Raw genomic sequence first — 21,762 nt, 5'->3', positions numbered from 1 at the left:
GGATGAGGGCGCCTTTGCGCCCGACCTGCCGGTCCATCGACCCGGACATCCAAACGGAACAGGACGTCAACGCCGCGGCCTGAAGGGCCACGCCCTGTCCCTCCCTGCCTTCCGGCACCCCTTATGAGGGCCAGAGATCATGCTCGGAGGCTTGTGCGTCGATGAGGGCCACCAGCCGACGACGCAGTTCCGTGACGCCGCACTCGGCTAAGTCCAGATTGAAGTCGTTTCGCTCCGGAGTCAGGACAACCGGTTCGATCCCGTCCGCATCGGCGCGATCTGCAAGGCGGAATGCGGCGCGCGCGCCGGTCTTGTCATTGTCGCGCGCGATCCAGAGGCGCTGGATCGAAGATGGATAGTTGAATGCGGCGAGATGGTTTGCTGTCAGGCAGGAGACCAAAGCCGCGCTTGGTAGCGCCGTGCCGACGGACAGGGTGTTCTCTAACCCTTCGCCGACGAGAAGGTCGGTGCAGTTGGCCCATTTGCCGAACCGGACCCCGTTGCCATGCAGGCGGCCCAGCACACGTTTCGGAGCCTCGATGTCGGCCAGACTACCCGTCTCGAAGTTGAGAAAGACGCGCGAACATCCGGTGACCCTGCCCGCGTTGTCCGTGATTGCGGCGAGGAGCGCCGGGATTTCCAGACGTGTGCCGTCCTCGGCTCTGAGATAGACGCCCCGATGAAACGCGAGCGCCGGTCCGAACCGGGCGATACCGCGACCGCGCAGATAGGCCTCGGCCAAGGTGTTATTGATTGGCCCGCCATAAGAAAACAATCGGCGTCCTGCCGCCTGACGATTTGAAACCGCTGCCGGTTCGTCACGGCTCGGCCCGTCATTTGGCATCACGGGTGCCTCGCCGAGATAGTCAGTGGCCTGCCGCAACAGGTCTGGGTAGGCCACCGGCTCAAGCTGATGTTGCAAGAGATCGAGCAGGTCGCCATATTCCCCCGTCGCATGATCCACCCATTTTCCGGCTTGCCGTCCACCATGGGCTTTAAGCCGTACCGCAAGGCTGCGTCCCCTGGCGCCGGTGACGTCCGCCATCTGCCAGAAATTGCCGACCTTGCGCCCATTCGGAAACCAGTACCGGCAGAACGCTTCCGTGTCTCGGGCGAGACCGCTTGCAATCGCACCCGGATCCAGCTTTGCAAACCTGGTCATGCCGCACTTCTTTCTCCGGTTCCGGCCGCCGTGATCTTGTGTCGCGTCATGATCTGGTCGACGACATTGGTATCATCTGTCGGGACGAACAGCCGCGTCGCCCAGGAGATGATCTCGGTGAAGCATCCCATCGCCTTGTAGCTTTCCAACGCGGCACCATTGTAACCAGTGAGTTCCAACCGATACGCGCTCATCACCCGCGACCGGCGCAGAGTGAGACCGCCGGAGAGCGGCAGGCTTTGGCCACGTTTGAGGACGGCATCGAAGATTTCAGCGGCGGTGAGCTCGACCGAACAATCCAACCCAAGGGCGGCATAGACATTGGCCATCTGGTCCTGCGTCACCATACGTCCGATGGCGCGTTCACCGTCCTCGGTTTGCAGGCGATAGATGCGCATGTTGTCGGTGGGCAATCGGTCCCAGATTGGCAGCAACAGGCCCGAGATCAGAGTAAGTTTCGAGATGGACGTTTCCGGCACGGCGTCGACTTCTTTCGACCACGCCCGTTCGAACTCGAAGTCGTTGACCTCCTCCCAATGGGAGGCTGGCAGTTCGAGCTCCAGCATCCGGTCGGTCGCCATAGGGCGGCGCAACTCGACCCGGGCGATCGGTTCGCCCTCTTCGGTCATCAGGCTGGAGGTCGGTACAAGCACAGCCGCGCGTTCGGATTTTCGATTGAGCATCAGCCGCGCGCTCGACGATCCCATGCAGAACTCCTTGACCTTCTCGAGGGAGAGCGGATGGTTGCGGTCTGTACGCTCAACGGTCAGGGCCGTCGCGGTCGCACCCGTGGCCGCGTGCTCAAAGATCACCTTGCGGTCGATGATCTCGAATTTCTCGGCGCGCAGTGTCTCAAGGCCGACTTCATAGGTGCCCGCCGCGCTCGCATCATCAATGATGGCTTCGAGCAAGCCACCGAAACACTCAAAGATCGCATCCTGCATGTCGATGGTCAGGGCCAAACAGCGGTTGAGGAATTGTTGGATCGGCGGCAGTTGCTCTTTCAACGTGCCATCGCCGTCCATCAGCGAAAGTCCCGTCATCTCCTCGAACCGGGTCTGCGAGCAGGCGCTGATCCGGCCTTTGGTCAGATCCCAGAAGAAATTGCGCAGCGCCTTGCGGGCATAGGCACTTTCGAGATTGTCCTCGGCGCGGAACATGTTCTGCCCGCCAGTCTCGCGCTGCCCCTTGGTGATCGCCCCGAGCGTGTCCAGCCGCCGTGCAATCGTCGACAGGAATCGCTTTTCGCCTTTGACGTTGGTGGCACAGGGACGGAACAGCGGCGGCTGCGCCTGATTGGTCCGATTGGTACGCCCCAGACCCTGGATCGCGTTGTCTGCCCGCCAGCCGGGTTCCAAGAGGTAATGCACCCGCAGCCGCTGGTTCTTCACGCCGAGATCAGCATGGTAGGACCGCCCCGTGCCGCCCGCGTCCGAGAAAATCAGGATGCGCTTGGCATCATCCATGAAGGCCTGGGCCTCACCGATGTTGGACGACCCCGGCCGGTTCTCGACCTTCAACCGTTGATCCCGCGTGCGGACGATGCGCCGGGAACGTCCTGTGACCTCGGCGACCTGATCCTTGCCGAAATGCCAGAAGATCTGATCCAGCGCGCCTTGCACCGGTGCCAAAGCTCCGAGCCGTTCGACCATGGCATCGCGTTTGCGCGCAGCCTCGCGGCATTCGATCGGGTTCCCGTCACCATCAAGCGCCGGCCGGGATTTGAGATTGCCATCCTCATCCGTGTAGGGTTCAAACAGCTGGGTCGGAAAAGAATGCATCAGATAGTCGACTACATATTCGCGCGGTGTGATGTCGACATGCAGATCATGCCATTCAGAGGCCGGGATCTGCGCCAGCCGACGTTCCATCAACGCCTCACTCGTCGAGACGATTTGCACAACCGCCGACGCGCCGTTCTGAAGATCGCTCTCAATGGATTTTATCACGCTCGGGCATTTCATCGCGGTAATCAGATGGTTGAAGAAACGCTGCTTGTTGCTCTCAAAGGCAGAGCGCGCCGCAGCTTTCGCCTGAACGTTGAGCGTGCTGCCGTCTGCCGTGACGCCGACTGCCTCGAGCGCCGCTTCCAGATTGGTATGGATCACCTGGAACGCCTCGGCGTAGCTGTCATAGATATCGCGCTGTGCCGGTGTCAGTTCATGCACCAGCATTTCATATTCGACGCCCTCATAGGACAGGGAGCGCGCCAGATAGAGACCGAGGGCTTTCAGGTCGCGCGAAATAATCTCCATCGCCGCGATCCCGCCCGCCTCCATATCCGCGATAAACTGTTCGCGCGTGGCAAAGGGTGAATCTCCGGTTGCCCAGAGACCGAGGCGAGAGGCGTAGGCAAGATTGCCCACAATGGTCGCGCCAGTCGCCGAGACGTAAAGCACGCGCGCATCGGGCACGAGGTTCTGCAGTTTGAGGCCGGCCAGACCCTGTTGCGACGCCTTCCTGTCGCCCCGCCCGCCCTCCTTGCCCTTCTCACCGGCGGCGTTGGCCATGGCATGGGCCTCATCGAACGCGATCACACCGTCGAAGTCTTTTCCAAGCCAGGCCGTGACCTGATCGAGCCGCGAGGCTTTGAGGATGTCGCCCTGTTGACGCTCGGCCGTGCGCAGCGTCGCATAGGTGGCAAAGAGGATGCCTTGCTCAAACCTGATCTCGGAACCTTGCTTGAATCGCGACAGGGGCACGATGTCAGTTGCCCGCCCACCGATGGCCGTCCAGTCGCGTATTGCATCCTCAATGAGCTTATCGGATTTGGAGATCCAGACCGCACGTTTTCGACCGCGTAGCCAGTTGTCGAGAATAATGCCTGCGACCTGACGACCCTTGCCGCATCCCGTGCCGTCGCCCAGAAACCAGCCTTTGCGCAGCTGAAATCCGTTTTCAGATTCCGCCTCGCAGGCGACGAGACCCTGGTCTTCGGCGTCATGGCGAAACCAGCTGGAAAGATGTTGCTCATGGGCTTCGCCCGCATAGATGATGCTCTCAAGCTGCGCATCGGACAGCGCGCCATCCGTGATCAGGGATGCGTGGATTTTAGGCCGGTAAGAGGGCGTGGGCGGGGCGACCGAGGCCATGGCCGCCGATTGCACAAGGGCGGTTGGATGCGGTTGGGCGTTCTCGATCGTGATCGACTGGACCTCATAGCCTTCATAGAGCGCTTCGGTGAGCCGGGTTGATTTCTCGGCCCAGACCTTTGGCAGATAGGCGATCTCGCTCGCCTCCATCTGATCAAACGGATGCCGGGCCTTTTCCGCCTCATTGGCACGTATCTGGCTGCGGGCTTTGTCCCGCAAGGATTGGATTGAGGACGAGCGCGCGGATGAGGAAGAGGTAGGGGCCGTTGTCCGATCTGTTGGTTGGTTCTCTCGATCATTCACCAATCGTGACGGGCAATGGGCCTGCACCAGAGCCAGCAGCGCCTGCGAACTTTCGGCCTGTTCGTGGTAGGCGGCGTTCTGATCTTGCGTCAGTCCGCCACGCTTGTCGATGACCGTGAGCCGGGTTTCGGTGGTTGTGCCGTGGCGGGCATAGACGCGGCCTGCGATCGGCGCGGAGAACCGGATCGACGCGCTCTCACTGATGCGTTTGAAGGCGGATCGGAACGCGGTGTTTGCCGGTGAAAAGTTTGCGCCGGACACAACGACCAACCGACCATCCGGTTGCAACCGGTCCAATGAGGAGAGGACATGTTGGCCCATGGCGGGTTTGTAGCGGCCTTCGACACCGGGCGCGGCCGAGAAGGGCGGGTTCATGACGATGATATTGGGCGTAATACCCCCTTCAAGCCGATCATCTATAGAACCGGCATCGTGATGACTTATGGCTGCATCCGGGAAAAGCCTGCTCAACAGATCAGCGCGGGTCTCATCGATTTCGTTAAGGTGAAGTTCGGCGCCCGCCAATTGTGCGTAGATGGCCAGGAGGCCGGTACCGGCTGAGGGTTCCAGTACCACATCGTCTTCCCGGATCTGCGCGGCCTCGGCGACAATCGCAGCCAGGGGCAGTGGCGTCGAAAATTGCTGCAACTTTTGCGACCTCTCGCTGCGGCGGGTGTGTGACAATGCGAGGCCAGCAACCTTTTCGACTACGCCCAAGAACTTTGCGGGCGCGGCGCATTGGCGGCGCATCAGCGCGCCATATTTGAGCAGCAACAGGATCTGCGCACATTCGCCTGCCTCATATCCATCCTTCCAGACCCAGGCACCCGATGTATCAGTGCCACCGAAGGCGATCTCCATGGCGTCGCGGACGCAGGCCTGATCGAGGGCCTTGCCCTGTTCAAAATGCGGAAGAAGATGATTGGCCGCCTGAAGGAGGGAAGCGGCACGCGACGGTGTGATTTCAGCAGGGATATCAGTCATGGGAAAGCTCCGGGTTGAAGGGTTTCGACCCTTCCCGACGATCTCTCTCTCACACCGGGGAGGGCTTGCCCTTCCCAAAACCCTCCCCTTGCTCTTACCGGCAGCATTGCGCCGGATTGCGGGGGAGCAACCCGTGCGGGTCGCTCTCCAGCCCTTATGGCGAGATAGCAGACGGCTACCCCGCCTCCAGCCCTATTCGGTCGCCGCGACTGGTTGGGGATTCAGACCGCTGACATCAATCCGGCCTTTGCCGATTTCGACAGTGATGATCTGATCCTGGCGGCGCAGCCAATAGAGCTCACGATCTATGACGCGGGTGATCGCATTGATTTCTGCGTCAAGGCTCGTTTCCAACATGTTGATCGCAAGGTCCTCGGCCTCGTCGCGGAACCAGCGCTCTTGTTGATCATAGGACCCGGCCTCGGCATCGTCAGATGGGCAGAACAGCGCGTGTTCCAGAAAGTCGACCAGATCGGCGCTCGTCGCCTTTGAAGATTTTGTAACCGCGATATCGACGTCATCGAGCCCCCAATCGTCCTCGCCAAAGATCAGCCAATCGGTCGCCAGGGTCCACGCCTCGGAATAGGTCGCGTCCGCCAAGATGCACTGGATTTCCAACTGATCGGGCCGCTCGGTCATGGTGAGGCGTTTGCCCGGCGCGACACAGAAAGTGTCTGTGTCACCGATAACGCGGTATTCCTTGACCGAAAGTCGGGTCAGCTGTTCATACCACTCATAGCCCGTGAATGCGGGCTTGGGATCATAGAGGCGAGTTTCAACACGCTGCGCGGAGAGCGCATAGGCGAGGTTCTGTTCTTCAATCGCACCGCCCTCACTGTCGTAAATCACATCGTCGGCCGTGATCGTCTTGACCGCACCCAGACTGGTCTGATCACGATCGGCATGGCTGGGTTTGAATTCACGCAACATCATCGCGGCTGGCAGCAGGTCGATGCCAAGCGCGGCTGCGCGCCTGAAATTGTCATAGGAAAGCGAATGTGCCCCAGCCTCCTTGATCAGCTGATAGAAGAGCAGACTGATATGGTTGCGCAAATCGTCCATGAAGGCGTTTTCGACGATCTCTTTTCGCGCCGGGAGAACCAGTTTGAGACTTGCGCAATGGGTGACATCCAGCCGCGCGTAATAGGTCCGGTGGAATTCCTGGGACAGGCTTGGCAATCGCGCATGCAATGTTACGCCATGGAAGTTGATGATTTCGCTGTTGCGGAACCCGACCGTGCTGCTTTCGTAGATGCCAATGCGGATGCCGTTCCATTCCTCAATATACTCGGCATCTGCCAGAAAATCCTTGCGCGAGGCGATGACGCCATCGATCATCACATCTATCGGCAGATACCGCGCGGCGTGGTTGGCGGCCGGGACAAAACTCTCGTTGGGTTTGATGGCGATCAGGATCGTCGTGCCATCATGGTTCGGCGGTCCCTCGCTACACGTGATCGGAACCTCTCCACCGAAGCTCTCGGGCTCCGCGTCTATCATCCAGGACCGGCACGTGCCGTGTTTCTGGGCGATGATCCGCACGCGGCGACCTGCCAGCGAGAAGAACCCCATACCGGCAGCGTCTTCAATCGACTGCACGTCATTCTCCCATGCGCTTTGCCCCAGAGTGAAGAGGTCTCTGGGATCGCTGAGGCCCGGTCCGTTGTCGATCAGGCAGATGACAGGGCCGAGGTCAGGATAGTCGATCTGGCTGACGGAGATCTGTGTCGCACCGGCCCGTCGGGCATTCTGAAAGAGCTCGGCAAAGATATCGTCGAGGGTGGCGTTGAACAGGCGCGATACTTTGGAAATGGCGTCGTCGGCGACGCAGGCGTGAAAGGATGTGGGGTTCTTCATGGCGAGGCTCCTTGGAACGGGGTGACGCCCTCCCGGAAACTCTCTCTCAAACAGGGGGAAGGCTTGCCCTTCCCCAAACCGCCTTTTGCTCTTTGTGGCGGGCAGCCCCCCAGGCGACGCGCACGGGCCGTGTCAATTCACCGACGATTTGGCCTCAGCCAGGCAATAGCCGTCATAGTCGCCAAGAAACCCCCAACATGACGCGACCTCGTCGTCATCTTTTTCGACGATGAATCCGTAACAATTGCCGGTCAGATAATGGTCGTAGGTCTGGACCTCCTGGCGCAGATGGTCGGCGATCCTGGTGCGCAAATTCTTTGAGACGCGGGTGACGCCGTAGTCTTTGCGGATATCGTCCAGCGTCACATAGATATAGCCGACCTGGCCGGAATCCCAAAGGCAGTGAAAGCCCGTCGTGTTCATGGTGATACCGCTGTGATCATAGAGATAGAGCGGCAGGATGACGGCGCGCCTCGACGCCCGCTCGATCAGCGCATTCATCGGCAGGTCGGTGTCGCCATCCAGACCGCAAAGATCGACCAACAGGTCGCGCGGATCTTCGCGGTCATGCTTGTCACCGAGCATGTAACGGCGGTGCCAGCAGGACATTGTACCGAGATTGTCGTAGTCGCGCGGGTTTTCCGGATCGGGATCGGGGACGATCTTGATCGTGTGATCGCGATAGGTCTCTTCATGGATCGGGGTGCCCATCATCGTGCTCCTAGGGTTGTGTGTGAAACGAAAAAGGCCCGCCATACTTGGCGGGCCCTTGGGCCGGATCGTTTGACCTGCCCGTGTCAGGCGGCGGCGTTCTCACCTTTTGGTGATTCTTCAGCGTCGAGCTCTTCCTTGGTCCTGAGGTTGAAATAGAGGTTTCCGGTGGCCTTGCTGAAACCGGGAGGTTTGCGCGGTGCCAGACAGCGGACCGACGCGTTGCAGCCCTCGCCATGTTCCATCGCGAAATGCGTGACCTGATCGACAAGATCGCCCATCCCGGCCGCCGTCAGCTCTTTGGTCGGATAGGTTCCGCCGAAGAGGTCGTATTTGGTCACAACGAAGTTGCCGTCCTTGTGTGCGGGATAGAGGGTAACTTTGAAATCGCAGGGTTTAGCCATTTTCGTGGCCTCCGTGACGGGCGGGACCGGACCATCCGGCCCCTTGTGAAACCCGTCAGCGGGGAAGGGCCGTCCTCGATCATGAGGACGGCCCAGATATCACCAGGCAGTTGCGTGGTTCAGTATTCGGACGGGAACAGAAGCGTCAGAACACGGCGCGTGCGCGCGGGATCGGTCGGTGTCTCCGCGCCGTACTCAAAATTCTCGTCATAGAGATCGAATTTGAACCAGACCCGTTCAGCTTCGACCACGAGCACGCCCATCTCGTGCAGCCCGTAGGGATCACTGTTGGCATCAAAGGCATCAAAGGCGACGAGCGCTTCGATGAGAGCTGTGCGGAATTCGTCGCTCCGGGCAGCGATGCCTGCCGTCATGACGAGCTTACCGGGCGGAACACCGGCCAATTTGACAGATCCGGTGATAGACGTTCGGAACGCATCGTTCTGTTTTGCAATGATCGCGGCCGTCGCGGGATTGGTCACGTCGTCTTCGGCATGTGGGGCATCGCTTTGAGGTTCGTGGTTCATGGTCTTTCTCCTGTGCCGGAACGGCCGACCCATTCGGCCCGAGGTTTCCCGACAGTCGGACAGGACCGCCCCCGACCCTTCAGAGGGCTGGGAGCGATCCAGAGTATTGATGGTTTGGTGACTGGTCAGGCCGCGTCGGTCATGAAGGCGGGCAGGGCGTCTGATCCCGCCGAAGTCGCCTTGGCATCGTCCTCATCCGAGTCCGGTGTCGCGTGATCAGTCTCCGCTTCGCCAAACGCCATTCCGTCTGGAAGCCAGCGAGATGTCTTCGTAGCGGTCTCCGCTGTCAGACCGGCGGCCTCTTGCGGTGTGTCGCAGAACGCCTGCTCCATGGATTTTGCGATCTCCGCCTTGCGCAAACCCGACTTGTCGTCAGCCCAGCGGTCGTCGATCAGCGCCTTTGCCGTCTCAAACGCGTGGTCTTTTTTCACACGACCCCAATAGCTATCCGCCGTCGGACGCCAGCAGGCGGCAACATCCACGTTGAGACGGGAACCGATCGCTTCGATCACAACGGTTGCACCGGTATCGTTGGCAAGCTGCTGGTTGAGCGCATAGGCCGCACACCAGGCAAAGATCGCCTGCTTGTCGCGTTCCGGAAGCGCCAACAATTGTTCGATATCTTTCGGCGCTTTAGCCTCCATCCAGGCAAGGTTGAGACCGTCATTGAGCGCGTCAAGCATGCGCGCCGCAACGGTGTCCTTGAGGACCTCGCGCGATCCCGTCGTCATCGCGGGCCGGAGCGAAACGTCCAGTGGTGCACCAATGCCGCTGCGCCCGAACACGCCCCGTGCCATCGTGTAGAGCATGGCATCATAGGCTGCGCTGTAGTCAGCCGCCAAATGCGCCCGCAGGATCTGATGACGCGTGGCCCGCAGATCGTCAGCGAGTGATTGCGGAATACCCTGTGCCTTGCGGGCTGCGGTCGTCGCATCGACTGGCATGTCCGGACGACGCATCGTGGCGGGAAGTTCAATCGCTGGTCCTGCGGGAATGCAGCCATCTTCGTCAGATGTTTCGCTATCCCCGTCATCCGCCGCAATTGTTTCAGCTGGTCTGGGAATGTCTTCTGGTCGCACCAATCCGGTTTCCAGGCGCGGCTCGCCATTGTGACTGATCGTCACGACACATCCGGCGATCCTGTAGTCGTCGTCGGTATAAGCGACGTTGGCCTCTTCGATCGTCTCGATTTCGCGGATGCGATTCCAGATCCGGTCTTCTTCCGCCTGTTGCTCCTCTGTCCACGTCGCCTCATCATAATTGCTTTCCAAGGCGTCCTGGCGCTCCTGCAATGTGGCAAGTTCGGTCGCGAGGTCAGGATCGGGATCGAGCGGTTTGGGATAGACTCGCCCATAGGGGCGAAAGCTATCGTAGTCGGTCTCCAGATGCGCCTCGGTCCATTTCCAGATCTTGGCGGCCTCATCCGCCAGCCCCTGAAGTTTGTCCTGCGCCAGGCTCTCGAGCAGATTTGGATCCTCCAGATGCATAGCGTCGCGCTCAGAAAAGAGGTCCTCAATGACCGATCCACCCGCCTCTTTGTAGGCGTCGATTCCGACGAAGAGGGCGAGTTTGGACGACCCCGAATAGGATTTCTGGGTCAGATGGTTTCGGATCGAATGCGGCGACGGACTGTAATGTTGCTTGACCGCTTCCCAAGCCTCAACCTGACGCGCATGATCGTCGGTCAGTGTGAACGCCATGACGCAATCGAGCGACATCTCACCGTCGCGGAACAGCTGCATGAGGTCCGGTGCGACACTGGCAAGCTTTAGGCGGCGGCGGACGAGATCGTTTGTAATCCCGAACTGCTTTGCGATCTGATCTTCGGTGCGCCCCTTTTTGCGCAGAGCGGCAAAAGCCCCGAACTGATCGGCTCCATGCATCGCCACGCGCACCATGTTTTCGGCAGCGGACGTGTCTTCCGCCTGATCGGATTCCTCGACCGAGCAGGAGACCGGATGGTCGGGCTTGATGATCTTGTCCTCAGCCAGCTTGTTAAGTGCTGCGAGACGCCGCCCGCCGGCATGAACATGGAACTTTGCACCCATCTTGTGGACAATGAGGTTCTGTTTCAGTCCGGTCTCCTTGATGCTGGCATAGAGTTCGGCATCTTCGGCCTCGGTGGCTGATGTCTTGCGGACGTTCTTCGGGCTGAGCACCAGCTTGTTCAGCGGGACCATTTGCGATTCCGCCTCAGGCAGGGCGGTGGTCACGGCGGCCTTGGGCTTGATAGCTGATCTGGATTTGGGGTTGGTCATCGGAAAGCTCCCTTTCGGAGCCGGACCGGGAGAGCCTCTCTCTCCCTTCAAAGCCCGGCAACCCGGGCTTGCCTTCCTCTTCCTCTTCGCGGCACCAGCCACATACACCGACCATCGATCTAAGCCCGCCGTCGGTGCGTTCTGCACTTGGACAGCCTACTTCGCATGGATGGATTTTAACCTCCATTTCGTGGCAAACTGCCGACCGTTATCTTATTACACTACGTCAGCAGAATTCTGAGCTAAACGACATTTCGCTAACCGCCCCAGCGCCTCTCCTGCTCGCTACCGCCCTTTCTGCAGTGGCCGTAGTGGCGATGTTGGTCGAACAATTAACATTCGCGGCCTCGGGTGGAGCGCGTGGTTCTCTCAGTAAGTTGGCTGACGTTGATGTTCTGGGTCTATTACTCAGTTTTCATCATCGCACCGGGCGCAGGCTTCAATTCCCAAAGTGAGGTTTTAGAGAAATCACTTGGGCCACAGAAAAGGGGCTGTGCCAATGTCACGACAAACGCGGATTGCCCCTGCCGAGGGATACAAAAACCCTCGGCAAATGCGATCTCATGGATCAGGCTTCGCTCGCACCAAGCGTGCCGATCTTCAGGTCGATGGTCTTTTCAGTGCCACGGCGCAGGATCTGCAACGCGACTTGTGCGTTTGGTGCTGTTTCTGCGACGGCGCGAGTCAGATCGCGCAGTTCCGATATGTCTTCACCATTGAAGGACAGAATGATGTCGCCCGACTGGAGTCCTGCGGCCTCGGCAGGGCTGTCGCCTGACACGATTTCCACCACTGCGCCACGGGGGCCATCATAACCAAGGACTGAAGCTACTTCGTCAGACATGGGCTTGATCTGAACGCCTAACCAGCCGCGCGTGATCGTTCCGTCATCAGCAAGATCATCGACAATCCGCTGAACCATGTCGGAAGGAACGGCAAAGCCAATACCCACCGAACCGCCGTCCGTTGAGAAGATTGCAGTATTGACCCCGATTACTTCCCCGTCCGCGTTGAACAGCGGGCCGCCGGAATTGCCACGATTGATTGCCGCATCGGTCTGGTTGAAGTCGTCATAGGGGCTCGAGTTGCTGTTACGCGACGTGGCGGAAACGATGCCTGATGTCACTGTGCCGCCCAGTCCGAAAGGGTTGCCGACCGCGATGGAGACCTCCCCTCACACTCAGTGCTTGTGCATATTAATTTATGTCACTGTCCATTGTGATAGCCGGTCACCAACACTGCGGCCGCTTTCCCGCTCTACTTCGCTTAGAATTAGCAGTCTCAGATTTTAGCCTATTGTCCCGAAGTCAAAGAACACCGTCAGTCTACATCCTCTATCGTGGCTTAGTGGGTCCGGAATGTTCCCCGAGCATCTGCACCGCCGGTCGGCGGCGCAGATCAGCGTTGGCAGGTGTAGAAGCCACGATATCCAGCGCGCAAGCCTGCATCAAGTTCTAGGACGAGGTTGGCCTCGGTTGGCTCGCCATTGGCGACATTCAGACTGTCCGTCTCATTCGGCGCGCTCAGGCGTATCGTAATGCCCTCCGCCGTCAGTACCCGTCCCGCTTCATCGGCCTCAAGTCGGACCAGATCGCCGCTGAGCTTGACCAATGCCGCCACCGTGCCATCCACACGACCGATGATGACAGATGCAGGGCTTTGCGTGGTATAGTTGAAGGTACAGGCGGCACCATCTGGAAAGAGCTGTGCGATTTCTTGCTGGGTCACAAATTCTGGATCGACGATGGATACTTCTGCGGTCGCAAGCGCATCTTGAAGCGAGACGATCCCCGCTGGGCCATTACTGCTTTCTTCTCTGATTTTACCCGATGCCTCGATTTCATTGATGAGATAGCGCATTTCGGCAATTTCTTTGTCCTGCGCAAAGATGATCTCGTCGGCCAGCTTGCGCACGCGCGCATCTTGGATATTGGCGCGGCCCGATGTCATGATGGCGATGGAATGGTGCGGAATCATGGCGCGCATGTAGCTGGTATCGCCCACAGTGCTCTGGCTGCGCACCAGCCAGAGCGAACCGACAAAGGCAATAATTGCGCCGACAGAGATCGCGGCGTTGATCGCCTTGTTCGAATACATCGACAGCATGAACGCTAGCATGATGATCGCCATCGTGGCGCCCATCAGGATCGCCATGTAGGCGCGGGTTTCGGACCAGAAAATATGGGTCCAGAGGAACGTGTTGAGATACATCAGGATGAACATGACGACCGTCGAGGTCGCGATCATGGCGGCAAATCTCCAGTATGACATGATAAATCCTTTTGTTATCGCATTAAGAAGTTGGGTTTGATGCCCGAAAAGTGAACGTGAAACCAGCTTCCAGCGCTGGAGGGTTCCAAAGTTTTATGAGATTTTTGTGCCTCACAACCCCGGTCAGTGATTGCGCCGTGTCGTGACGAGGAAGATCGTCGAAGCCGAGCAGCTGATCAAAAGAAACCCGTTCAGCGCTTCGATGCCGGCGAGAAATCGAAGATGACCGGTTGGATAAATATCGCCGAGGCCAAGCGACGTGTAGTTCACGACCGAAAAATAGAAGAAATCCATGACCGAATTGACATTTTCCTGCTCGAAACCGCCAATTCCTATCCATTCACCCAGAATGAAGCCAATGGCATACAGGCCAGCTTCGGCGACATGCGCGGTCGCCAAAACATAAAGAGCGACCACAAGACCATGCATGCCTATGATATCGTTGCGGTCGGTAAAGTTCATGGCGAAAGCCATTGCACGCGCATGCAGCACTCCACACAATCCGAAAAGCACGACGGCCAGTAACCACGCTACGATCATGTTCAGCAGGCGCCCTAGCCGGTCTCTTTCAGATGCAGACTTTGCTGCTTCGACGCCAGATCGGCAAGGATCGGGCAATCGGGGCGGTGGTCACCCGCGCAGGCATCGACCAAGGTTGCGAGGGTCGCGCGCATTTCGATCAGCTCCGCGATCTTGTCGTCAATCCGGCTTAGATGCTCCTCAGCGATCTGCTTGACCTCGGCACTCTCGCGGTCGGTATCCTCATATAGCTTGATCAAGCCGCGACAATCTTCGATGCTGAAGCCAAGCGCGCGGGCGCGGCCAAGGAACGCCAGCTTGTGCACATCGCTGGCGTGGAACATGCGATAGCCGTTGGCGCTTCGCAGGGGTTTCACGAGGCCGATATCCTCGTAGTAGCGGATCGTTTTGGCGGGCAGGCCCGACCGGGTGGCGACATCTCCGATATTCATTCTAAGCTCCTCATTCGGCGGCTGCAGGGGAAAGAGCGGCGCTGGCGCTGGCCTCTGCGGTTTCCTTCATGGCGGGGCGGACCCGGCGCAAGCGCAGCGCATTGGTCACCACGAAGACCGAACTGAGTGCCATCGCACCGGCCGCCAGAACCGGCGACAACAGCAGGCCGAACGCAGGATAGAGAACGCCTGCCGCAACCGGGATCAGCGCCACATTATAGCCAAACGCCCAGAACAGGTTCTGGCGGATGTTGCGCATCGTGCGGGTCGAGACCTCGAACGCGTTGACGACACCGCGCAGATCGCCCGACATCAGCACCACGTCAGCGGATTCGATGGCGACATCGGTACCGGTGCCGATGGCGATACCGACATCGGCATGGGCCAGCGCCGGCGCGTCGTTGATCCCGTCCCCTACGAAGGCGACCGCCTTGCCACCTGCGCGCAATTCATCGAGCGCAGCAACTTTGCCATCGGGAAGAACGCCCGCAATGACGTGGTCGATGCCGGTCTCGCGCGCGATGGCCTCGGCCGTCTCGCGCTTGTCGCCGGTGATCATCGCCACCTTCAGCCCCAGATCGTGCAGCGCCCGGATCGCGGCGGCGCTGGACGGTTTGACCGGGTCTGAAACCGCGATGACAGCGGCAACCCGTCCGTCGATGGCAGCAAAAAGCGCGGTGCGGCCCCGGTTGGCGAGGTCCGTCTCGGCATCTGTCAGCGGGCCCGGGTCCAGCCCTTCGCGCGCCATCAGGCGGTCGGCCCCGATCAGAACGTCGCGCCCCGCGACCTGCGCGCGCACGCCGTAGCCGGTGATCGACTCAAAGCCATCGACCGTGTGGCGCGCCGCGCCCTCGGCCTCGGCGGCCCTGACAATCGCCTCGGCGATGGGATGTTCGGACTGCGCCTCGACCGCTGCCACCAGCGCCAGAACCTCGGCGCGCCCGAACCCGCCGGCCAGCACCATATCGGTCAGTTCCGGGCGTCCCTCGGTCACGGTGCCGGTCTTGTCCACGGCCACCACGCCGACGCCGGTCAATTGTTGCAGCGCGTCGCCCTTGCGGAACAACACGCCCATTTCGGCGGCGCGTCCGGTGCCGACCATGATCGAGGTCGGCGTGGCGAGGCCCATCGCGCAGGGGCAGGCAATGATCAGCACCGACACGCCCGCCACCAGCGCATAGGAGAGCGCCGGGGATGGGCCGAGGATCAGCCAGACCAGCACCGTCAGCGCGGCCAGCGCCATAACGGCGGGCACGAACCACAGCGTGATCCGGTCGACCATGCCCTGAATCGGCAGTTTCGCGCCTTGCGCCTCTTCGACCATGCGGATGATCTGCGCCAGCGTCGTGTCAGCCCCGACGCGGGTCGCGCGGAACTGGAAACTGCCGGTGCCGTTGACGGTGCCGCCGGTGACGGGATCGCCCTCGGACTTGGCGACGGGCACAGGCTCGCCGGTGATCATGCTTTCATCTACATGGGCGCTGCCTTGGGTCACCTCGCCATCCACCGCAATACGCTCGCCGGGACGCACGAGAAGGATAGCCCCCGTGCTGATCTGCTCGATCGGAACATCCTGCGCCTCACCATCCACCAGAACCCGCGCGGTGCGGGCCTGAAGCCCCAGCAGCTTCTGGATCGCTGCGCCGGTGCGGCCCTTGGCGCGGGCCTCCATCCAGCGGCCCAGAAGGATCAGCACCACGATCACCGCCGCTGCCTCGAAATAGACTGCACGCGCGGCTTCGGGCAGCAGAGTCGGTGCGAAAAGCGCGACAAGCGAATAGAGATACGCCGCCGAGGTGCCAACGGCGACCAGACTGTTCATGTCAGGCGCGCCCTTGAAAAGCGCCGGAAAACCCTTGGTATAGAAGGCGCGGCCGGGCCAGGCCAGAACCACGGTGGTCAGCAAGAACTGGATCATCCAGCTGGCCTCGTGCCCGATGGTGCGCCCGATCAGATCATGCGCACCCGGCACGACATGCGCGCCCATCTCCAGCAGGAAAACCGGCAGCGCCAGCACGGCGGCAAGCAGGGTCTTGCGGGCCAGAGCGCGGGCCTCCTCGGTCTTGCGCGTGCTCGCGTCCTCCTGGGCCGCGGCATCCGCCGGGGTCGCCGGATAGCCCGCTTCCCTTGCGGCGCGCAGCAAATCGTCCAGACTGACCGCGCCCTCTGCATAGGTCACGGTGGCTGTTTCCGATGCGAGGTTCACGTTCACGTCCCAAACACCCGGCACCGCCGCCAGCGCCTTGTCGACGCGCCCCACGCAGGAGGCGCAGGTCATCGACGCTATGTTCAGCCGCACCGTCTGGCTGCGCGCGGGATAGCCGGCCGTGTCCAGCGCGGCCACGATTTCGGCCACCCGCTCCGGCGCATCAACCTGCGCCTGAACGGTCTCGCTGGCGAGGTTCACGCTGACATCGCTGACGCCCGGAACGGCCATCAGCGAGCGCTCGACGCGCCCGACACAGGACGCGCAGGACATGTTCTGAACCGACAGCCGGACGGATTGTGAAACTGACATGGGAAACTCCTGCAAGTACTTCCTCATTGAGATAAGGGTTCCGCCTGCTGGAAGGTCAATAGGTCAGGTAAATTCTTTTGGCCATAACATTCAACCCTTGACCTTCCTGTGCGGGAACGCCCCATCTGTCAGGCGATGCAAAGGAGACTCCCATGACCAGATTTGATGTTCCTGAAATGAGCTGTGGACACTGCACCGCAACGATCGAAAAGGCGATCAAGGCGATAGACCCAACTGCAAAAGTGACCTGCGATACCGGCACGCGCAAGGTCGACGTCGAAAGTGTCCTGAACGAGCGCGCCCTGACCGAGGCGATCCGCAACGCCGGATATGACGTCAAGACGGTCGCGACGATCTGAAACCAGACTGGCGCCCGAACCTACGGGCGCCAGTCCAGCGTTGTCAGTTTCGCACTCGCTCATTCGCCGTCGCGAGCTTGATCGACCAGTGCCTCCAGCTGATTTTGCTCGACGAAGCCGGGGACAAGATTGTCGCCGATCACAAATGATGGCGTGCCGTTGAAACCCAAAGCCTGTGCCAGCCGCATAGATTCGTCGATATGATCCTGCACATCTGATGCCTCCATGTCGGACCGCAGCCTGGCGATATCGAGGCCGATCTCTTCGGCAACACGCAAGACCGAAGCTTCCCCTGCGGGTTCATCCATCTCCATCAGAGCCCAGTGCAAGTCATCGTATTTGTCTTGTTCACGTGCCGCCAGAGCTGCCTTGGCGGCAAAGATTGATCCCTCGCTCAGTATCGGCCACTCGCGAAAGACGAGCCGGACATTCGGGTCCGCCTCGATCAATCCTTCCACTTCGGACATGGCCTTGCGGCAATAGGGGCAGTTGTAGTCGAAAAACTCCACGACCGTGACATCGCCATTGGGGTTGCCCAGCACCGGCGCATTCGGGTCCTGTTCCAGTAGTTGGCGCTGGTTCTTCAAAACGTCTGCCCCTGCCTGTGCCTGAGCCGCGGACCGCTCTTGTTCGAGAATCTGCACTGCTTCCATTACAATCTGCGGGTTCTCCCGGATTGCCTCAAGTGCCAGCTCCTTGACGCGCTCCTCGCTCAGCTCCTGAGCGAGGACGGGAAATGGGGCTAAAAAGATGCCCAGAATAAACGTGGTAGGTCGAAGTAATTGCATGGTCAGTTTCCTTGTTGCTGGCGCTCTGCGTCGCTGCGAGCAGCCTGGACCTCCAGCTGTCGGTCAGGCCAAGTGGATTTGATGAAGGCGAGGATGTTTCGAATCTGAGGGTTCGTGAGTTGATCGCCGAATCCGGGCATGCCGCTTGTAAAATCCACTCCCTGACGGGCAAGAGCTGCCTTCCCGCCCAGTTTGGTGTAGTCGAAGAGAACGCTGTTGGAATGGTGCCAGGTATGGCCCGTTTCATTATGCGGCGGCGCGGGGAAAATGCCTTCCGGGCCAGCCGATCGCCAATCGGGCTGCCCTTCGAGATTGGCCCCGTGACAAGCCGCACAATAATCTTGGTACAGCCGGTCCCCCTCGGCGAGATCGAAGGGTTGCCCAGGCGTGGACGTCAAAGTCTGCCCTGTCGCAATTGCCCAAACACCGGCGGTGCCACCCAAAGTGAGGATCACCAGCCCACCGAGGATCACAGTTTTTCCCATCATGTCACTTTCAGCCAGGTCATCATGCCCGATGCCGCATGGCTGAGCACGTGACAATGAAACAGCCAATCGCCGGGGGCGTCTGCGACAAACGCTATTGTGCGTGTTTCGCCACCGAACATCAGGCTCGTGTCGCGGAAGGGGCCGAGGCCGCCATCCTTGCCGATTTCGCGGAAATGCAATCCGTGCAGATGCATCGCATGAGGGAACGAAGTGTCGTTGTAGATCTGCAATTTAACCGTTTCGCCGCGAGATACCTCGACAAGTGGCGTGTCGGTCATGCCAATCGTTCCGTTGAAGGCCCAGAATTCGTTCGCCTCCACCAACTGGCGAAAGCTCTTTCGTTCGCCGTTCAGGATCGCAGCATCCAGCGTGCCCATCGCGCCGCCTTGCATGTTCAGCCGTGCCGTCACGGCGCTGTCGATGCCGGGTATTTCCATCCGCGGATTCCGGGGCAGTGGGGCAGGGGCTTCGCAGCGGGCGACGGCGGCCCGTCCGATGACAGGAAAAGCCACTTGCGAGATGCCTTCTTGATCTTCAATGCGCACGAGATGGGCGGTCTCATTCGCTGCGGCAGTCACGTCCACGATCAGATCCGCCCGCTGACCGGGGCCGAGGATCAGGGTCTCTGCCAAAGGCTTGGGCTGCGCCAGCGGCATCCCGTCGAGCGCGATCGTCCATCCCTCCATTCCCGCCAGTGCCAGCTCGAATATCCGGGCATTGGCCGCATTGATGAGCCGCAGGCGCAAGCGCTCGTTTTGGCGCACGTCGAGCGAGAGGTCGTGGCGTCCATTGGTGGCGATGAAATTGCCGCGGCGGCCCGCGTGGCTTCGATCATGGCGCGAGGTGAAATCTGGATCAATTTGAGCAGTTTCAGGGTCGAGAAGCCAATCGTCGAGGATCAGCACCTGCTCGCGGTCCACATCCGGCGGCTCGGACTCTTCGACGATCAACGCGCCATACAGACCGCGCGCCACCTGCTCGGCGGATCGATTATGCGCGTGATACCAGTAGGTTCCGGCATCCGGCACGACGAAATCATAGTCAAAGTTCTGCCCCGGTTCCACGGCGGGTTGCGTCAACCCCGCTACGCCGTCCATCGCGTTGTCAATTCGGATGCCGTGCCAGTGGATGGAACTGGCCTGCGGCAACTCGTTCACAAACGAGCGTTGCAGGCGCGCACCTTGAGCGAGCCGCAATTCAGAGCCGGGCATCGCGCCGCCGTATCCCCATATTCCGGTTTCAGGATAAGGGCTTGGCGCAAGCTGGATGCTTGCCTTGCGCGCCTTGATCTGTGCAAATCGCGGCGTCGCTGCATGAAGTGACGTCGGCAAAGCAAGACCCGCAGTGGCGGCTACACCCGTCAGGAGAAAGTTTCGTCTTGTCGGCATGGAGCATCCTGTCATTCGGTCGGGAGTTCCGGAAGCGCGTCGCGGCCGTGCATGAATCACGGCGTCTATCGCTCGCCAATCTCCTAATCCGGTTCGGACTTGTCATCCGGTCTCGTCGCGCATGAGACAATGTGAGAGGTTCAAAAAATTCCGTTCTCTTTCTGGAGCGCGCGAATGTATCGCGCGATCAATTTCACATCACCATCGGTCACCCCCTTGACCGGCGGCATGTCCCCGAAACGCCAGTGATGCGCGCGCACGCCATTCTTGGCCGCCAGCACAAACGCCTTGTCGGAATGGTGGTTGGGTTCGTAGGTCTTGTGTACGAGTGGCGGCGCGACGCCGTTCTTACCAGCTGCATTGGTGCCATGGCATTCGGCGCATTTCGCCTCGTAGGCGCGCTTGCCCATTTGTGCATCGGTCGTCAATTGTGTCGGCAGCGACACCTCTACAATGGGGGCGCCTTGACCCAGATCGCTCGTATCCGGTGGCACCATTGAGTGCCCAATGCCTTGCGGGGTTTGTTGAGTCATATTCCAATAGACGACGCCACCGCCCAGAACGAAAAAAGCTATGATAGCTAAAAATGTCTTATTCATTTGCCCTCTGTTTCAGATGAGTTTTACCTGGGTTCCCACCGGCGTTCTGTCGAACACTTCGATGATCTGCTCGTTATAGAGGCCAATGCACCCGCTTGATGATTTGCGCCCGATCTTGCGCGTGTCTCCGGTACCGTGAATCCGATAGTATTTCCAACTCAGATGCATCGCCCGAACACCGAGCGGGTTTTTCGGCCCGGCCGGGACATATTTTGGCAAAGTCGGGTCGCGTTTCAGCATGGACGGCGTGGGCGCCCAGTCCGGAGCATCGTCCTTGTAGACGATTTCACTATACCCCCGCCGTGTGAGTTCGTCGGTCATCGGTACCGAGGTCGGATAGATGCGCATCTCTCCATCTGCCGTCCAGTGCTGGAGAACGCGTGTCGTAGTGTCCGACAACAGGATGCCCTTGCCGAGGCTGTCGAAATGATCCCGCCAGTCATGCAGCAGAAAAGACGACATGTTCCTGCGAACCGGTGCAACCTCCTGCGCGCTCAATATCGATGGTGCTGCCAGGGCGACAAGGCCGCCGGACGAGGCGAACAGAAAGGCCCGCCGAGCGATCGTTTTGTTAGATGCTGCACACATGAGTTGCCCCCTTTCGGTTCTTTTCCCTCTGGTGATACCGGATAAACCACCTTCCACCACTGGAGGGTCAAGAGTTGCGCAGGTGACAAGACAGTGAACTTTGTATCGGTTTGTAACATTGACCTTCCCGTGGTGGAATCTCGTAAGCGTCGCAGGGGCACGATGGAGATTCGAATCATATGGAGATTGGAATCATGAAGATAATTGAAACGCGGGAAAGACGTCAAACGTCCGATATGATCATGAAATATGGAATGTGTGCCTGCTGCGTGATCATGGTTGCGCCGGTTATCTTGTATTTTGCCGAGGGTGGATTCTCCGGCGGCATGCTGAACAGCGCCATCGTGTTTGCGCTCTTGCTTGTCTGTCTCGGGGCTCATTTCGCAATGCATCGCTTGATGGGAAAATCCTGCCACGGCGCAGCGAAGGGTGAAGAAGCTGTGACTGCGAAAACTCAGATACCGATTGGTCAGACAGTTGCTCCTGAGTAAGCG

Annotated in this window: 18 protein-coding genes and 1 pseudogene; 2 read left to right on the top strand and 17 right to left on the bottom strand. The window is 59.7% G+C overall.

What is annotated here, in order from left to right; genetic code table 11:
* Positions 1–121: 121 nt before the first annotated feature.
* The 12 genes and pseudogenes from DC366_RS15885 to DC366_RS15830 form a co-directional block, all read right to left on the bottom strand.
* Positions 122–1,162, bottom strand: coding sequence for a DUF7146 domain-containing protein (locus tag DC366_RS15885; RefSeq protein WP_108693206.1), 1,041 nt, complete (start codon positions 1,160–1,162; stop codon positions 122–124).
* Positions 1,159–5,541, bottom strand: a complete 4,383-nt coding sequence (locus tag DC366_RS15880) for a strawberry notch family protein (RefSeq protein ID WP_108693205.1) — start codon at positions 5,539–5,541, stop codon at positions 1,159–1,161. The genes DC366_RS15885 and DC366_RS15880 overlap by 4 nt, the downstream gene beginning before the upstream one ends.
* Positions 5,542–5,733: 192 nt before the next feature.
* Positions 5,734–7,398, bottom strand: a complete 1,665-nt coding sequence (locus tag DC366_RS15875; protein ID WP_108693204.1) for an ATP-binding protein — start codon at positions 7,396–7,398, stop codon at positions 5,734–5,736.
* 132 nt (positions 7,399–7,530) lie between these two features.
* Complete coding sequence (locus DC366_RS15870) at positions 7,531–8,112, bottom strand: hypothetical protein (RefSeq protein WP_243405170.1); 582 nt, start codon at positions 8,110–8,112, stop codon at positions 7,531–7,533.
* A gap of 83 nt (positions 8,113–8,195) precedes the next feature.
* A complete protein-coding gene (locus DC366_RS15865; RefSeq protein ID WP_108693203.1) occupies positions 8,196–8,513 on the bottom strand; it encodes a hypothetical protein in 318 nt (105 codons plus the stop codon).
* A gap of 119 nt (positions 8,514–8,632) precedes the next feature.
* A complete protein-coding gene (locus DC366_RS15860; RefSeq protein WP_108693202.1) occupies positions 8,633–9,040 on the bottom strand; it encodes a DUF3768 domain-containing protein in 408 nt (135 codons plus the stop codon).
* 125 nt (positions 9,041–9,165) lie between these two features.
* Positions 9,166–11,298 carry a ParB/RepB/Spo0J family partition protein gene (locus DC366_RS15855; protein ID WP_108693201.1) on the bottom strand — a complete coding sequence of 711 codons (2,133 nt, stop codon included), beginning with the start codon at positions 11,296–11,298 and terminating at the stop codon, positions 9,166–9,168.
* Positions 11,299–11,866: 568 nt separating this feature from the next.
* A pseudogene (locus DC366_RS15850) lies at positions 11,867–12,472 on the bottom strand (S1C family serine protease); the annotation flags it as partial.
* Between the two features lie 224 nt (positions 12,473–12,696).
* Positions 12,697–13,569 (bottom strand): DUF305 domain-containing protein, encoded by an 873-nt coding sequence (locus DC366_RS15845; RefSeq protein WP_108693199.1) that lies wholly within the window; start codon positions 13,567–13,569, stop codon positions 12,697–12,699.
* 123 nt (positions 13,570–13,692) lie between these two features.
* Entirely contained in the window at positions 13,693–14,109 is a 417-nt protein-coding gene (locus DC366_RS15840; RefSeq protein ID WP_108693198.1) for an ion channel, read from the bottom strand.
* Between the two features lie 14 nt (positions 14,110–14,123).
* On the bottom strand, positions 14,124–14,540 hold the full coding sequence (gene cueR / locus DC366_RS15835) for a Cu(I)-responsive transcriptional regulator (protein WP_108693197.1): 417 nt from the start codon (positions 14,538–14,540) through the stop codon (positions 14,124–14,126).
* A 10-nt stretch (positions 14,541–14,550) separates the two neighbouring features.
* On the bottom strand, positions 14,551–17,058 hold the full coding sequence (locus DC366_RS15830; RefSeq protein ID WP_108693196.1) for a heavy metal translocating P-type ATPase: 2,508 nt from the start codon (positions 17,056–17,058) through the stop codon (positions 14,551–14,553).
* Positions 17,059–17,210: 152 nt separating this feature from the next.
* Here DC366_RS15830 and DC366_RS15825 point away from each other — a divergent pair, with 152 nt between their 5' ends.
* On the top strand, positions 17,211–17,417 hold the full coding sequence (locus DC366_RS15825; protein WP_108693195.1) for a heavy-metal-associated domain-containing protein: 207 nt from the start codon (positions 17,211–17,213) through the stop codon (positions 17,415–17,417).
* Between the two features lie 59 nt (positions 17,418–17,476).
* Here DC366_RS15825 and DC366_RS15820 read toward each other — a convergent pair whose 3' ends face one another.
* The 5 genes from DC366_RS15820 to DC366_RS15800 all read right to left on the bottom strand — a co-directional run bounded on the left by DC366_RS15820 (position 17,477) and on the right by DC366_RS15800 (position 21,268).
* Entirely contained in the window at positions 17,477–18,205 is a 729-nt protein-coding gene (locus DC366_RS15820; RefSeq protein WP_108693194.1) for a DsbA family protein, read from the bottom strand.
* Positions 18,206–18,207: 2 nt separating this feature from the next.
* Positions 18,208–18,693, bottom strand: a complete 486-nt coding sequence (locus DC366_RS15815) for a c-type cytochrome (RefSeq protein ID WP_108693193.1) — start codon at positions 18,691–18,693, stop codon at positions 18,208–18,210.
* Positions 18,690–20,081, bottom strand: a complete 1,392-nt coding sequence (locus tag DC366_RS15810) for a multicopper oxidase family protein (RefSeq protein ID WP_108693192.1) — start codon at positions 20,079–20,081, stop codon at positions 18,690–18,692. Before DC366_RS15810 ends, DC366_RS15815 begins: the two co-directional genes overlap by 4 nt.
* Before the next feature lie 140 nt (positions 20,082–20,221).
* Positions 20,222–20,680, bottom strand: a complete 459-nt coding sequence (locus tag DC366_RS15805; protein WP_108693191.1) for a c-type cytochrome — start codon at positions 20,678–20,680, stop codon at positions 20,222–20,224.
* Between the two features lie 12 nt (positions 20,681–20,692).
* On the bottom strand, positions 20,693–21,268 hold the full coding sequence (locus DC366_RS15800) for a L,D-transpeptidase (protein WP_108693190.1): 576 nt from the start codon (positions 21,266–21,268) through the stop codon (positions 20,693–20,695).
* A 194-nt stretch (positions 21,269–21,462) separates the two neighbouring features.
* On the opposite strand from DC366_RS15800, the gene DC366_RS15795 reads away from it, so the two are divergent.
* On the top strand, positions 21,463–21,759 hold the full coding sequence (locus tag DC366_RS15795) for a DUF2933 domain-containing protein (protein WP_165802933.1): 297 nt from the start codon (positions 21,463–21,465) through the stop codon (positions 21,757–21,759).
* Positions 21,760–21,762 lie beyond the last annotated feature (3 nt).

Source organism: Pelagivirga sediminicola, assembly GCF_003072125.1.
GTDB lineage: Bacteria > Pseudomonadota > Alphaproteobacteria > Rhodobacterales > Rhodobacteraceae > Roseovarius > Roseovarius sediminicola.
Note: the sequence above shows the minus strand (reverse complement) of the source record. Positions and strands in the feature narration are given on the sequence as shown.